The sequence below is a fragment of the Acidimicrobiia bacterium genome (assembly GCA_036271555.1).
Classification (GTDB): domain Bacteria; phylum Actinomycetota; class Acidimicrobiia; order IMCC26256; family PALSA-610; genus DATBAK01.
Map to the genome: position 1 here is coordinate 40,285 of DATBAK010000026.1, position 13,129 is coordinate 53,413.

The 13,129-nt window shown below is 70.9% G+C and carries 15 protein-coding genes and 1 tRNA gene; 11 read left to right on the plus strand and 5 right to left on the minus strand.

The window, feature by feature from the left end; genetic code table 11:
* Positions 1-3: 3 nt before the first annotated feature.
* Positions 4-86, minus strand: a tRNA-Leu gene (locus VH914_07670).
* A 52-nt stretch (positions 87-138) separates the two neighbouring features.
* Between VH914_07670 and VH914_07675 the strand changes: the two genes are divergently transcribed.
* Positions 139-408, plus strand: coding sequence for a hypothetical protein (locus VH914_07675; GenBank protein ID HEX4491066.1), 270 nt, complete (start codon positions 139-141; stop codon positions 406-408).
* Between the two features lies 1 nt (position 409).
* On the opposite strand, the gene fabZ is transcribed toward VH914_07675, so the two are convergent.
* Positions 410-847, minus strand: a complete 438-nt coding sequence (fabZ, locus tag VH914_07680) for a 3-hydroxyacyl-ACP dehydratase FabZ (protein HEX4491067.1) — start codon at positions 845-847, stop codon at positions 410-412.
* Positions 848-1,007: 160 nt separating this feature from the next.
* On the opposite strand from fabZ, the gene VH914_07685 reads away from it, so the two are divergent.
* From VH914_07685 to fabI, 8 genes are all read left to right on the plus strand, one after another.
* Positions 1,008-1,940, plus strand: a complete 933-nt coding sequence (locus VH914_07685) for an ACP S-malonyltransferase (protein HEX4491068.1) — start codon at positions 1,008-1,010, stop codon at positions 1,938-1,940.
* Positions 1,937-2,191, plus strand: a complete 255-nt coding sequence (locus VH914_07690) for a hypothetical protein (protein ID HEX4491069.1) — start codon at positions 1,937-1,939, stop codon at positions 2,189-2,191. The genes VH914_07685 and VH914_07690 overlap by 4 nt, the downstream gene beginning before the upstream one ends.
* Positions 2,173-3,177 (plus strand): beta-ketoacyl-ACP synthase III, encoded by a 1,005-nt coding sequence (locus VH914_07695; GenBank protein ID HEX4491070.1) that lies wholly within the window; start codon positions 2,173-2,175, stop codon positions 3,175-3,177. The genes VH914_07690 and VH914_07695 overlap by 19 nt, the downstream gene beginning before the upstream one ends.
* Positions 3,174-3,920, plus strand: a complete 747-nt coding sequence (gene fabG, locus VH914_07700) for a 3-oxoacyl-ACP reductase FabG (protein ID HEX4491071.1) — start codon at positions 3,174-3,176, stop codon at positions 3,918-3,920. Before VH914_07695 ends, fabG begins: the two co-directional genes overlap by 4 nt.
* Before the next feature lie 91 nt (positions 3,921-4,011).
* Positions 4,012-4,254, plus strand: coding sequence for an acyl carrier protein (acpP, locus tag VH914_07705; protein HEX4491072.1), 243 nt, complete (start codon positions 4,012-4,014; stop codon positions 4,252-4,254).
* A 7-nt stretch (positions 4,255-4,261) separates the two neighbouring features.
* Positions 4,262-5,512, plus strand: a complete 1,251-nt coding sequence (gene fabF / locus VH914_07710; protein ID HEX4491073.1) for a beta-ketoacyl-ACP synthase II — start codon at positions 4,262-4,264, stop codon at positions 5,510-5,512.
* Complete coding sequence (locus VH914_07715) at positions 5,509-6,879, plus strand: carboxyl transferase domain-containing protein (GenBank protein ID HEX4491074.1); 1,371 nt, start codon at positions 5,509-5,511, stop codon at positions 6,877-6,879. Before fabF ends, VH914_07715 begins: the two co-directional genes overlap by 4 nt.
* A 25-nt stretch (positions 6,880-6,904) precedes the next feature.
* Positions 6,905-7,660: an enoyl-ACP reductase FabI gene (gene fabI, locus VH914_07720; protein ID HEX4491075.1), complete on the plus strand. Its 756-nt coding sequence runs from the start codon at positions 6,905-6,907 to the stop codon at positions 7,658-7,660.
* A gap of 79 nt (positions 7,661-7,739) precedes the next feature.
* On the opposite strand, the gene bcp is transcribed toward fabI, so the two are convergent.
* A complete protein-coding gene (gene bcp / locus VH914_07725) occupies positions 7,740-8,207 on the minus strand; it encodes a thioredoxin-dependent thiol peroxidase (GenBank protein ID HEX4491076.1) in 468 nt (155 codons plus the stop codon).
* A gap of 44 nt (positions 8,208-8,251) precedes the next feature.
* Between bcp and VH914_07730 the strand changes: the two genes are divergently transcribed.
* Positions 8,252-9,871 (plus strand): MFS transporter, encoded by a 1,620-nt coding sequence (locus VH914_07730; protein HEX4491077.1) that lies wholly within the window; start codon positions 8,252-8,254, stop codon positions 9,869-9,871.
* Complete coding sequence (locus VH914_07735) at positions 9,864-10,721, plus strand: SMP-30/gluconolactonase/LRE family protein (protein ID HEX4491078.1); 858 nt, start codon at positions 9,864-9,866, stop codon at positions 10,719-10,721. The genes VH914_07730 and VH914_07735 overlap by 8 nt, the downstream gene beginning before the upstream one ends.
* A 48-nt stretch (positions 10,722-10,769) precedes the next feature.
* On the opposite strand, the gene VH914_07740 is transcribed toward VH914_07735, so the two are convergent.
* A complete protein-coding gene (locus VH914_07740) occupies positions 10,770-12,194 on the minus strand; it encodes a glycosyltransferase family 39 protein (GenBank protein ID HEX4491079.1) in 1,425 nt (474 codons plus the stop codon).
* A 51-nt stretch (positions 12,195-12,245) separates the two neighbouring features.
* Positions 12,246-12,998, minus strand: coding sequence for a PIG-L family deacetylase (locus tag VH914_07745; GenBank protein HEX4491080.1), 753 nt, complete (start codon positions 12,996-12,998; stop codon positions 12,246-12,248).
* Positions 12,999-13,129: the final 131 nt, after the last annotated feature.

Sequence of the window (13,129 nt, forward strand, 5' to 3'; positions counted from 1 at the left end):
AGGTGCCCGAGGGGGGATTCGAACCCCCACGCCCTTGCGAGCAGCGGATTTTGAGTCCGCCGTGTCTGCCATTCCACCACTCGGGCCGCGGTGCGCATCATGCCAGGGCATGTGAGGGTGCCGGGTACGATTGACCGAATGGCGTTCTTCGCGGGTGTGATCGCCGGCGTCGCCGCGGTGGGGCTGCTGCTCATCGTGCTCACTCCTTCGCGGCGTGTCCGCCAGGAGGCGCGCATCGATCGCGAGATCGAGACCCGCGTGCTGTTGGGCGTCGATCCCGAACCGGGCGACGCAGCCAGCGCCGAGCGCGAGCACGCGCCCGCCGAGCTCACTGCGAAGGAGCTCCAGGAGCTGCGCCGCATCGGTACCGAACGCAGCAGCGGCCGGCGCACGTCGCGCCGCAGCTGAGCTACTGCGCAGACTCGGCCGGCGCCAGCGCGAACAGCAGTCGCGCCCGACAGGTCACCGTGCCGTCGACGGTTGCCTCGCCGCGTCCCCAACCACCACGCGCACTCAGGCGCTCCATCTCGACGCGCAGCACGAGCTCGTCACCGGGCCGCACGACGCGGCGGAAGCGCACGTCCTCGACGCCGCCGAACAGGGGCAGCGAACCCGCGTAGCGAGCGTCCGAGAGGATCGCGATGCCGCCGGTCTGGGCGAGCGCCTCGAGCTGGAGCACGCCCGGAACGACCGGATTGCCCGGGAAGTGGCCGGTCAGGAAGTCCTCGTCCCCGGTGATGCGCCACCGAGCCACGGCCAGGGAACCGGGCACCAGCTCGTCGACTTCGTCCACGAACCGGAACGGCGGCCGATGAGGAAGGAGTGCGATCGGGTCGGAGGTCGCCATGGGCGGCCTTCCTACCACCGCACCCGCCGCGATCGTCGCCTTCGCGCTCCGTTCACGAAGCGGTGACGCATCGGTCATCGAGGGTGGGGACGGTTGTAACCCAGACCCGCCGCAACGGGTCCGAGCCCTTACCCGTCCAGCCCCCGGAGGTCGTCAGCTCGTGCGCGTCGCAGTGGTGTTCCCCGGCCAGGGAACCCAAGCCCCCGCGATGGGCCGCCCGTGGAAGGGCGAGCCTTCGTGGTCAGTGGTCGACCGCGCCGAGGACGCGCTCGGCGAGCCGCTCGCTCCCCTCCTCCTCGACGCCGACGCCGACGACCTCGGACGCACCCGTAACTCGCAGCTGTCGGTACTCCTCACCTCGCTCATGGCGTGGGACGCGCTCGGCCCTCGCCTCGCCGCCGCGCCCGATGTCGAGATCGTCGCCTTCGCCGGTCACTCACTCGGCCAGGTGACGGCCCTCGTCGCGGCGGGCACCATCTCGCTCGACGACGGCATCCGCTTCGCCGCTCGCCGCGCCGACCTCACCCAGGCCGCGGCCGACGCGCACCCGGGCCGCATGGCCGCGCTCCTCGGCGCGACCGAGGAGCAGGCGAACGAAGCGTGCGCCGCGGCACCCGACGCGTGCTGGCTCGCGAACGACAACGCGCCCGGACAGATCGTGATCGCGGGCACGCCCGACGGCGTCGACATCGCGAGCGCGCGCGCGAAAGACCTCGGCGTCAAGCGCGCGATGTCGCTGCCGGTAGGCGGCGCCTTTCACACGCCTCTCATGCACGAGGCGGTCGCGGGCCTCGAGTCCGCGCTCTCCGAACTGTCACTCCACGCGCCCTCGGCACCCATCGTCTCGAACGCCGACGCGACCGCGTACAACGACGCCGACGGCTGGCGCGAACGCCTCGCCGTGCACGTCACTCGCCCCGTCCGCTGGCGCGCCTCGATGCAAGCGCTGCAGGCCCTGGATGCGAGCATGTTCCTCGAAGTCGGGCACGGATCGATGATCGCCGGCGTTGCGAAACGCACGGTTCCCGACGTTCCCGTGTTCGGCATCGCCGTCCCCGATGCCGTCGACACCCTCGGAGGTGCCCGTTCATGAGGTCGACCCATCACGGCGAGCTGCTCGACGTCCCCGAGCGCATGATCGTTGCGCCGTCGGTCGGCGTCTTCCGCCCGACCGTGGCGCCCGACATCGACGTCGACGCGGGCGAGGAGATCGGTGTCGTCGAAGGACCGGGCGTGTCGATGCCGGTGTGCAGTCCCTTCCGCGGACGGCTGTGCGGCATGCTCGCCCACCCCGGTGAGCGGCTGCGCGAAGGCCAGCCGATCGCGTGGCTGCGGGTCGCGTGACGGTCGCCGGCGCGACGATCGTCGGTTACGGAGTCGCCGTCCCCGAGGGCCGCCTCACCAATCAAGACCTCGAAGCGCGCGTCGAGACTTCGGACGCGTGGATCGTCGAGCGCACCGGCATTCGCGAGCGTCGCATCGCCGGTCCCGACGAGAGCACCGCGACGCTCGGTACCACCGCGGCCGCGGCGGCGATCAAGCACGCGGGACTCACGCCGTCCGACATCGACCTCATGATCGTGGCGACGCAATCGCCCGAGCAGCCGATGCCGCACACCGGCGCGTTCATCGGTGAAGCGCTCGGATTGCGGTGCGGATCGTTCGACCTCTCCGCCGCGTGCAGCGGATTCGTGTACGAGCTCGTCGTCGGCGCGTCGATGCTCGCGACCGGCAGCCGCAACGTGCTGCTCGTCGGCGCCGAGACCGTCTCGCGACTGATGGATCCCGAGGACCGCACGACGACGATCCTCTTCGGCGACGCCGCGGGCGCCGCGGTGATCGCCCCCGCGACCGGCGACGGCGGCCTGCTCGCGTGGGACCTCGGCTGCGACGGCTCCGCCGCGGGCCTGCTCGAGATCCCCGCCGGCGGATCGCGACTGCGACCGTCGATCGAGACCGTCAAGGCCGGCAAGCACTACATGTACATGGCCGGCCAAGAGGTGTTCCGGCGCGCGGTGCGCGTCGTCGTCGAATCGAGCGCGGCGACGCTCGAGAAGGCGGGCATCACCGCGGACGACGTCGACTGGTTCGTGCCCCACCAGGCGAACCTCCGCATCATCGAGGCCGCGTCGGGTCGTGTCGGCATTCCGATGGAGCGCACGATCGTGAACATCGAGCGCTACGGCAACACGTCGTCGGCGTCGATCCCGCTCGCGTTGTTCGAAGCCGTAGACGACGGCCGTGTCCAGCCCGGCGACCTCGTGTTGATGTGCGGATTCGGCGCGGGCATGACCTGGGCGAGCGCACTGATGCGCTGGGGTGATCGATGAGCGACACGAGCCCCGCGCTCGTCACGGGCGGATCGAAAGGCATCGGCGCGGCGACGTGCGTCGCGCTCGCGCGCCAGGGTCACCCCGTCACGTTCTGCTACGGAAACGACGACGCGGGCGCGCAGGCGACGGTCGCGGCGGTCGAAGCCGCGGGCGGCAAGGCGCTCGCGGTACGCGCCGACGTCGCCGATGCAAGCGCGGTCGACCGGCTCTTCGGCGAAGCCGAGGCCGCGTTCGGCGCGCCGCTCGTGCTCGTGAACAACGCGGGCGTCACCCGCGACGGACTCGTCGTACGCATGACCGACGAGCAGTGGGACGCGGTGCTCTCGACGAACCTGACCGGCGCGTTCCATACGATCCGGCGCGCCACGCCCGCCATGATGAAGGCGCGGTACGGACGCATCGTCAACGTGTCGTCCGCGAGCGCGCAGATCGGCGCACCGGGGCAGGCGAACTACGCCGCTGCGAAGGCCGGACTGCTCGGTCTGACCCGTTCGGTCGCGCGCGAGCTCGCGCGTCGCAGCATCACGTGCAACGTCGTCGCGCCGGGTCCGATCGAGACCGCGATGACCGCGGACATGCCCGAGGACTGGCGCGCGACGGCCGCGCAGACGGTTCCACTCGGACGTTTCGGCACGGTCGAGGAATGCGCGAGCGCCATCGCGTTCTTGAGCTCGCAAGCCGCCGGCTACGTGACCGGCGCGCTCCTACCCGTCGACGGCGGGCTCGGGATGGGGCACTGATTTCGCACGCCCGTCCCGTACAGTTCGACCCAGTTCGACCCGTCCGACCGACCGTCATGCCCGAATCCCAGCCCTTTCAGGAGGACATCACATGGAGCGCACCGTGGCACTCGACGCCATTCGTGACGTTGCCGTCGAGGTGCTCAGTGTCGAGCCCGACTCCGTCACGGAGGCGGCTCGTTTCAAGGAAGATCTCGACGCCGACAGCCTCGACCTCGTCGAGCTCGTGATGGGTCTCGAGGAGCGCTTCGACATCGAAGTGCCCGAGGAGGACCTCGAAGGCGTCACCACCGTCGGTCACGCGGTCGACATGGTGCTCGCCAAGGTCGGGTGACCCACCGATGAGCGCCGCCGTCGATCACCGGGGAAGAGCGCGCGTCGCGGTCACCGGGCTGGGTGTGAAGACGCCCGCCGGCTGCGACGTCGACTCGTTCTGGAGCGCGCTCACTGCCGGCGTCTCCGCCGCCGCGCCGCTCACGCTGCTCGACACCGCCGACCTCGCGGTGAAGTTCGGCTGCGAGGTGCGCGACTTCGACGTCACCGCGTACGTGCCGCCGAAAGACGCGCGCCGGCTCGACCGTTCGTCGCAGCTCGGCGTTGCGGCCGCGGCCGACGCGCTCGCCGACGCCGGCGATCTCGCGACCGACCCCGCGCGCTGCGGCGTCGTCATGGGTGGCGGCGTCGGTGGCCTCACGACGCTCGAGGAGCAGGTCATCATCCGCCACGACAAGGGCTCGACTCGCGTCAGCCCCTTGCTCGTGCCGATGATGATGGTGAACGCGACGGCCGGGAACATCGCGATGCGCTTCGGCTGGACCGGGCCGAACCTCTGTGTCGCGACCGCGTGCGCCGCGAGCGCGAACGCGATCGGCGAGGCCGCGCGCATGATCCGCTACGGCGAGGCCGACGTCGTGCTCGCGGGCGGTGCGGAGTGCTCGATCACCCCGACCGCGATGGGCGCGTTCGCACGTATGACCGCGCTGAGCACGCGCAACGACGATCCTCTCCGCGCGTCGCGGCCGTTCGACGCCGATCGGGACGGCTTCGTGATGGGTGAGGGCGCGGCCGCGCTCGTACTCGAGTCGTGGGACCACGCGGTCGCGCGCGGCGCGCGCATCTACGGCGAGATCGTCGGCTACGGCCGGAACTCCGACGCCTACCACATCACTGCGCCGTCGCCCGGTGGTGAGGGCGCGGCTGCGTGCATGCAGCTCGCGCTCGACGACGCGGGACTCGCACCGTCCGACATCGCGCACATCAACGCGCACGGCACGTCGACGCCGCTCAACGACGCGGCCGAGGCCGAGGCGGTGCGCAAGGTGTTCGGCGACACTTCCCCACCGACGACGTCGACGAAGGGCGTCACCGGTCACCTGATCGGCGCGGCCGGCGCGACCGAGGCGGTCGCGTGCCTGATCGCGATGGCCGAGGGTCTCGTGCCGCCGACCGCGAACTTCGAACAGCTCGGCGACGACATCCATCTCGACATCGTCGCGGGCAAGCCGCGCGCCGTCGCCGCGGGTCCTGCACTGTCGAACTCGTTCGGATTCGGCGGCCACAACGCGAGCCTGATCATCGCCCCGGCGTCGTGACCGTCGCGGTCGCGATCGGCGCGCAGGTCGACGCCGCCGCCACGGCGGGGATGCGGGAGATCGACGGACGTCCCGTCTCGTGGTTCCGCGTCGCGGGCGGCAAGCACCACGGCGCGATCGGGGCGGCCGGTGCGGGGACGATCGCGCGGGCGGTCACGCTCGGCCTCGAGTCGCACCTACCGATCGTCGGTGTGCTCGACACGTCCGGTGCGGAGCTTCGCGAGAACGTCGCCGCGCTCCACGGTTGGGGCCGCATCGCACGCGCGTTCGCGCACGCGTCGGGCGTGGTGCCGACCGTGCTCACGGTCATCGGGCCGTGCGTCTCCGGTCCCGCGCTGCTGCTCGGGCTCGCCGATCTCGTCGTGATGACCGGCGACGCGTTCGCGTACGTGAGCGGTCCCGACTCCGTCGTCGAGTTCACGGGCATCTCGGTGGCGCGCGGCGCCCTCGGCGGCGCGGCGATGCACGGCACGCGCAGCGGCGTCGCATCGCTCGTCGTCGACACGCCGGAAGAAGCCGAGCAGGCGGTCGCCGCGCTGCTCTCGTACCTTCCGAGCCATCATCTCGAGGATCCGCCGCTCGTGGCCGGCGACGATGTCGCGGCCCGGCCGTGCGAGCAGGCGGCGCGGGTCGTGCCCGCGGCGCCGAACCGGCCCTACGACGTCCGCGTCGTCGTCGAGGACGTGCTCGACGCCGACACCCTCTTGGAGCTGCGCGCCGACTACGCGGCGAACATGGTGACCGCGCTCGGACGTCTCGGTGGGCGGGCGGTCGGCGTCGTCGCGAACCAGCCGTCGCACCGCGCGGGCACGCTCGACATCGAGGCGTCGCGCAAGGCGGCGCGCTTCGTCGAGTTCTGCGACTCCTTCAACCTGCCGATCCTCACCTTCGTCGACACGCCCGGCTTCGAGCCCGGGCGCGACCTCGAATGGCGCGGGATGATCCGCCACGGCGCGGAGCTCGTGCACGCATATTGCGCGGCGACCGTGCCGCGCGTCTGCATCGTGCTGCGCAAGGCGTACGGCGGCGCGTACATCGTCATGGACTCGCGTGGGGTCGGGAACGACGTCTGTCTCGCGTGGCCGGGCGCAGAGATCGCGGTGATGGGCGGGTCCGCGGCGGTGCAGATCCTGCACGGCCGGCGGCTGCGCACCCTGTCCGACGAGGAGCGCGTGACGAGCGAGCGCGAGCTCGTCGACGAATACGGGACCGCCTTCTCGAACCCGTACCGCGCCGCGGAGCGCGGGTACGTCGACGCCGTGATCGAGCCGTCCGAGACCCGCAGCGCGCTGCTGCGCACGCTGGAAGTACTCGCAACGAAGCGCGACACCCGACGGCCGCGGCGACACTCCAACGGGCCGCTCTGACCCGCGCCTTCACTCGGGGGGATCGATGCTGCTGAAGGACCGACGCATTCTCGTCACGGGCGTGCTCAACACCGACTCGATCGGGTTCGGCGTCGCGCGGCGCGCGCAGGAGGAAGGCGCGGAGGTCGTGCTGACGTCGTTCGGGCGCGCGATGAGCCTCACGCAGCGCGCGGCCCGCCGGCTGCCGGAGACGGTCGAGATCGTCGAGCTCGACGTGTCGAACGACGACGATCTCGCGTCGCTCGCGGCGCGCGTCGGCGGCCGCCTCGACGGCGTGCTGCACGCGATCGCGTTTGCACCGGAGTCGTGTCTCGGCGGCGGATTTCTCACCGCGCCGTGGAGCGACGTCTCGATCGCGCTGCAGGTGTCGGCGTATTCGCTGAAGGCGTTGGCGGTCGCGTGCCGGCCGCTACTCAGCGGCGGTGGGTCGATCGTGGGCCTCGACTTCGACGCCACGCAGGCGTGGCCCGTGTACGACTGGATGGGCGTCGCCAAGGCCGCGTTCGAGTCGACTGCGCGGTACCTCGCGCGCGACTTCGGCGCCGACGGCATCCGCGTGAACCTCGTCGCCGCAGGCCCGATCCGCACGATCGCGGCGAAGAGCATCCCGGGCTTCGACCAGTTCGAAAACGTGTGGGCGACGCGTGCACCACTCGGCTGGAACGTGAAGGACAACGAGCCCGTCGCGCGCGCGTGCGTCGCGCTGCTCTCGGATCTGTTCCCGATGACGACGGGCGAGATCGTTCACGTCGATGGCGGCTTCCACGCCGTCGGCGCGTAAGCGCTCGTCCGCGTTCGTAGTGGTACTGCGTTACGGGGCTATGCCCCGATAACGCAGTACCACGGGACCGAGGCGAGGCTCAGAGCGCGCTCTTGACCTTCTTGACGGTGTCCTTCGGGGAGACCTTGTAGAAGACGCCGGCCAGCTTGCCCTTCTCGTCGACGACGAAGGCCGAGCGGATGATGCCCATGTACTTCTTGCCGTAGAGCGACTTCTCGCCCCACGCGTCCCACGCGGTCGCGACCGAATGGTCCTCGTCGGCGAGGAGCGGGAACTCGAGCGAGTACTTCTCGTCGAACTTCAACTGCTTCGCCGGCGCGTCCGGACTGATGCCCACGATCGCGACGCCGAGTCGCTTCAACGACGGGTGCGCGTCGCGCAACTCGCAGGACTGCGTCGTACAGCCCGGCGTGTCGGCCTTCGGGTAGAAGTACACGATCAGCTTCCGGCCCTTGAAGTCACCGAGCTTCACCTTCTTCCCGTGCTGGTCGACCAGCGAGAAGTTGGGGGCCTTGTCACCGACCGCGAGCGCCATGTCGTCCTCCATCCGGCGCCGTTCGGTTGCGACGCACCGGCCGTAGCATGCCGCACGTGCGCCGCCAGATGCTCGTCCGCCTCGACGAGCCGGTGGCGGACGTGGAGCAGGCCGCGCGCGCCGCGCTCGACGTCGACGGGCCGCCCGGCGGCACGCTGACGGGCACGCTTCCGAGCGCGGCCGCCGACGCGTCGCTGTCGGTGACGATCGTGAGCGACGCCGCGGGCTCGCTCGTGACCGTCGACGCGGACACCGACTTCGCGGTGCCCTTCTTCTGGTGGGCGATCGGCCCGCTCGTCGCGACGATGTTGAAGCGCAACGTGCGGTTCGCCGTCGAGAGCATCGAGGCCGCGCTCGACGGGACCGAGCCACCGCCGCCGCCGAAGGGTGTGAAGGCCCTCCCGGACGTGGCGTTCGAGCCGGAGCAGGCCGCGCTCCTCTCGGCCGCCGCGTTCGCGTGCACGATCGCGGGCTTCGGCGGCGGCCTCTTCGGTCAGAACTCGAGCTTCATCGCCGACGCGTTCCACGCGTCCGACGCGCGTCTGAGCAGCGCACTCGCGATCACGCGCGGCGGGGTGCTCGTCGCGCTCGTCGCGACCGCCCTCGCCGACCGCGTCGGCCGCCGGCGCATGCTCCTCGTGTGCGTCGCCGGAATCTGCATCACGAACATCGCGTCCGCGTTCGCACCCTCGCTCGGGTCCCTCACCGCGCTACAGACCCTCACGCGCGCGTTCGTGAACGCGACCTATGCCGTCGCTGCGGTCGCCGCCGTCGAAGAGGCGCCCGAAGGCGCGCGCGCGTTCTCGACGGCGATGCTCGGGCTCGCCGGGGGCTTCGGCTTCTCCTTCGCGGTGCTCACCCTGCCGATCGCGGACCGCGGCGTGCAGGCCTGGCGCGTGTCGTTCGCGTTGAGCTTCGTCGTGCTGCTCATGATCCCCCGTCTCGCGCGCGAGCTCGCCGAGACTCGCCGCTACCACGCGCTCGTGTCGAAGCGGATCACGCGCGGGCAGCTGCGCGAGGTGCTCGGCCCGACGTACGGTCGGCGGTTCTTCCTGCTCGCCCTCATCGCACTGCTCACGAACGTCTTCAACGCGCCCTCGTCGCAGCTCACGAACCGCTACCTGCAGGACGTGCGCCACTTCTCGGGATCCGGGATCGTCGTGCTCCTCGCGGTGACGACGGTGGTGCCGGGAATCCTCGGCGTGATCGTCGCGAGCCGGCTCGCCGAACGGGGCCGGCGCATTCCGCTCGCGAGCGCGTCGCTCTTCGGCGCGACCGCGATCCAGATGGTGTTCTTCCTCGTCGGTGGTCCGGTGCTCTGGGTGAGCTCGGGCCTCGCCACGGTGACCGGCGCGGTCGCGGGCATCGTGCTCGCCACGCTCGGCGCCGAGCTGTTCGCGACCGAGGTGCGCGGCACCGCGAACGGATTCCTCGTGGGCATCAGCGTGATCGGGTCCGCGGGTGGCCTCGTCGCGGCGGGCCAGCTCTCCGACCACGTCGGCGGCATCGGTCGCGCGATCGCGATCTGTGGCATCGCGTCGCTCGTCGCCGCGTTCTTCGTGCCCGGGCTGCCCGAGTCGTACGGGCGCCCGCTCGACGAGTTGAGTCCCTCGACGACCGAGCGCGCCGTCGAACCGATCGACGAGACTGCGACCGAGGAGGGTGACGATGGCTGATGCTGCCGACCTGCGAACAGTGGTCGAAGGACTCGCGTTCCCGGAAGGGCCGCGCTGGCACGACGGCCGACTGTTCTTCTCGGATCAGCACGCGCACCAGGTGCTCGCGCTCGACCCCGCGACCGGCGCGGTCGACGAGATCGTGCGGGTCGAGCAGCAACCTTCGGGTCTGGGTTGGACACCGGCCGGCGACCTGCTGATCGTGTCGATGCTCGACCAGCGACTGCTCCGACTCGAGCGCGACGGCACCCTCGCGGAGGTGGCCGATCTCTCGGGCCTCTCGATCCACAACTGCAACGACATGGTCGTGTCGGCCGACGGGCGCGCCTACGTCGGCAGCTTCGGCTTCGACCTCGATCGGGGCGAGCGCCCGCGGCCGTCGAACATCGTCGCGGTCGAGCCCGACGGCACCGCGCGCGTCTCCGCCGACGACCTGCAGTTCCCGAACGGCAGCGTCGTCACCCCCGACGGTCGCACCCTGATCGTCGGCGAGACCGTCGCCGGTCGGCTCACCGCGTTCACGATCGCGGCCGACGGGTCCCTCACCGATCGTCGCCTATGGGCGCAGCTCGACGGCGCGCTCCCCGACGGCATCTGCCTCGACGCCGAAGGCGCGGTGTGGATCGCGTGTCCGCTGAGCCGCCGGTGCCTGCGCGTGCGGGAAGGCGGCGAGATCCTGCAGGAGATCGCGACCGAGCAGGGCGCGTTCGCGTGCATGCTCGGCGACGACGACCGCCGCACGCTCTACATCTGCACGTCGGAGATGGCATTGAACGATGAGACCGTGAAGACGCGCCCCGGCCGCATCCGCGCGACCCGCGTCGCCATCCCGGGCGCCGGTTTGCCGTAGCGACGAGCACGGCGCCCGTGTCCGGCGTGCCGCGTGCCGTCGCAGCGGCTATTTCGGCCAGGTCTTCGGGTGCGTCTTCAGCGTGAGCTTCGGTGCGGGCATGGCTGCGTCGATGAACGACCGCGGCCGCTTCGAGTAGACGAAACCGGCGACACCACCGGGGAGCGTCCACGCGTACGGGAAGGCGCGCCGCTCGACCCGGTCGAACGCGGGCGTGAGGTAGAAGCCGATCGCGACGTCGCAGTCGAGCACCGCGCGCGGCGTGAGCGCCTTCACGGGCTGCGGCGTGTAGCCGACGACTCCCACGCCCGTGTGATTGATCCCGCACACGGTGAGGTGCTCGGCGCGTGCCGCGTCGACGACCGCGGCCATCTGCGCGGTCGGCACCTCGGTCTGCGTCCAGTAGCTCTGCTCGTGCACGACCATCGCGACCACGGCAATGACGACGAGCACGACGAGGCCGGGCCGGCGCGCAACGGCGATCGCCGCCGCGAGGGCGACGCCCGGGACCAACCAGACGAGATAGCGGAACACGAGGAACTGCGGCTGCGCGACGAGCCACACGAACAGGAAGATGATCGCCATCGCGACCACGCCGCCCACTGCGCTCGGCCGACGGTGCGCCATCCACACCGCGTAGGCGACGACGAGCGCGAGCGCGACGACCGCGACGGTCGCCTGCCCCAAGAGGGACTCGGCGACGTCGCGCGGGAATGTCAGGTAGAAGGTCCGGCTGTTGCGCGTGTTCAGCACGGTGTTGATCGTCGGCAGGTAGACGACTCCGCCGATGCCCGCGCTGAGGATCCAGCGCCAGTACCACGTCGCGTCCATCTCCTTGCGCGCGACGACGATACCGATGTGCACGAGCAGCACGATGCCGCCGTAGAGGTGGGTCGCGATGCCCGCGGCGGTGAACAGCACGTAGGCCACCGGCACCCACGACGGAATCGGTCGGTTGCTGCGCTCGACGAGGCGCCACAGCAGCAGCGTCGACGACACCGCGCAGAGGCTCAACAGGCTGTAGCCGCGAAGCTGGCGCGACAACTGGGCGAACATCGGGTTCGCGGCGACGATCGCGCCCGCGCTCAACGCGGGCACGACACCGAACGACCGCGCGCACCACGCGGTGACGATCGCGATCGTCGCGACGCCGAACAGGATCGGCGGGATGCGAAGCCACACCTCCGACCGCAGCCCGAGCGTCCACAGCACGTGCTCGATGATCGAGAACAGTGGATGGTTGTTGAGCGCGACCTGCCGTTTGAGCGGGTCGAGCAGCGAGCCGGTCTTGACGAAGATGCCGACGGTGACGCTCGAGTCGAAGTCGAGGGCGCGGCCCGCGCCGAGGAAGTAGAAGACGGCGGCGACGGCACCGACCGCGACGCCCAACGCCGTCGCCCGCGAGGTCGAGACGGCGCGCACCCGAGTCCCCGGGACGCGCACGAGTGGGCGCGTCTGCACTGCGTTGGCCAAGCTCGGATTCCCTCGCCCCGGCCCCTTCCGATCGGAAAGGGAAACGCAAGTCTAGGCGGGCAAATCGGGCCAACCGGACGGCGGCAGGGCCAGCCGCCAGTACTGCTCGGGCGCGGGCGCGTCGAGCTTCGCAAGGATCCGCCAGTCGTCCTCGAGCGCGAGCACCTGCGTCGGATAGCACTCGACCGCGGCCCGCTTGCGAGCGTGGTCGGTCGACACCGTCGGGCACGCGGGCGTCGCCCAGATCCGGCGCTTGAACAGACGCGCGACGCGCCACGCGAGCATCCCGGGGATGTGCTTGTAGCCGCAGTCTTCGTAACAGAACCAGGCGACGTCGGGCATCGCGTCGCGCACGAGCATCGCGGCATCGTGCGTCACGTCGTGATCCGGGTTCGCGAGGCCGAACGGCGCGAGCACCGCGGTCGGATCGAGCGCGCGCAGCGCGTCGCCGAGTGGGCCGGCGATGACGTCCGGCGCGACCGGACGATCGCCCGGGAGGTACGTGTGCTCGATGAAGTCGAGATGACGCGCGGTTGCGCCGACGAGCTTCAGCGCGGCGTCGTCCTCGGCCCGGCGCACGGCCATGACGTCGTCGTCGGGTCCGAAGCCGCCCTGCACGTCCCAGTAGCGCATCGCCGTGGGGTACGCGGGCGGGTTGCCGGCGAAGACGGTGACGACGGTCGCACCGGGATGGGCAAGCATGAACAAGCCGCAGCCGAGCACCGCGTCGTCGAGGTGCGGCGACACGATGACGACGCGCTCCACCTCCGCGTCCGTGAGCAGACCCCAATCGCGCATCGGCATCGGCGCGCCGTCGGAGGGCCGTCGGGCTACCGGTGACATCTCGCCAAAGGGAGCCGATGCCGATGTCGCAGTCATCGGCGCGCCGTCGGAGGGCCGCCGGGCTACCGGTGGCATCTCGCCAAAGGGAGCCG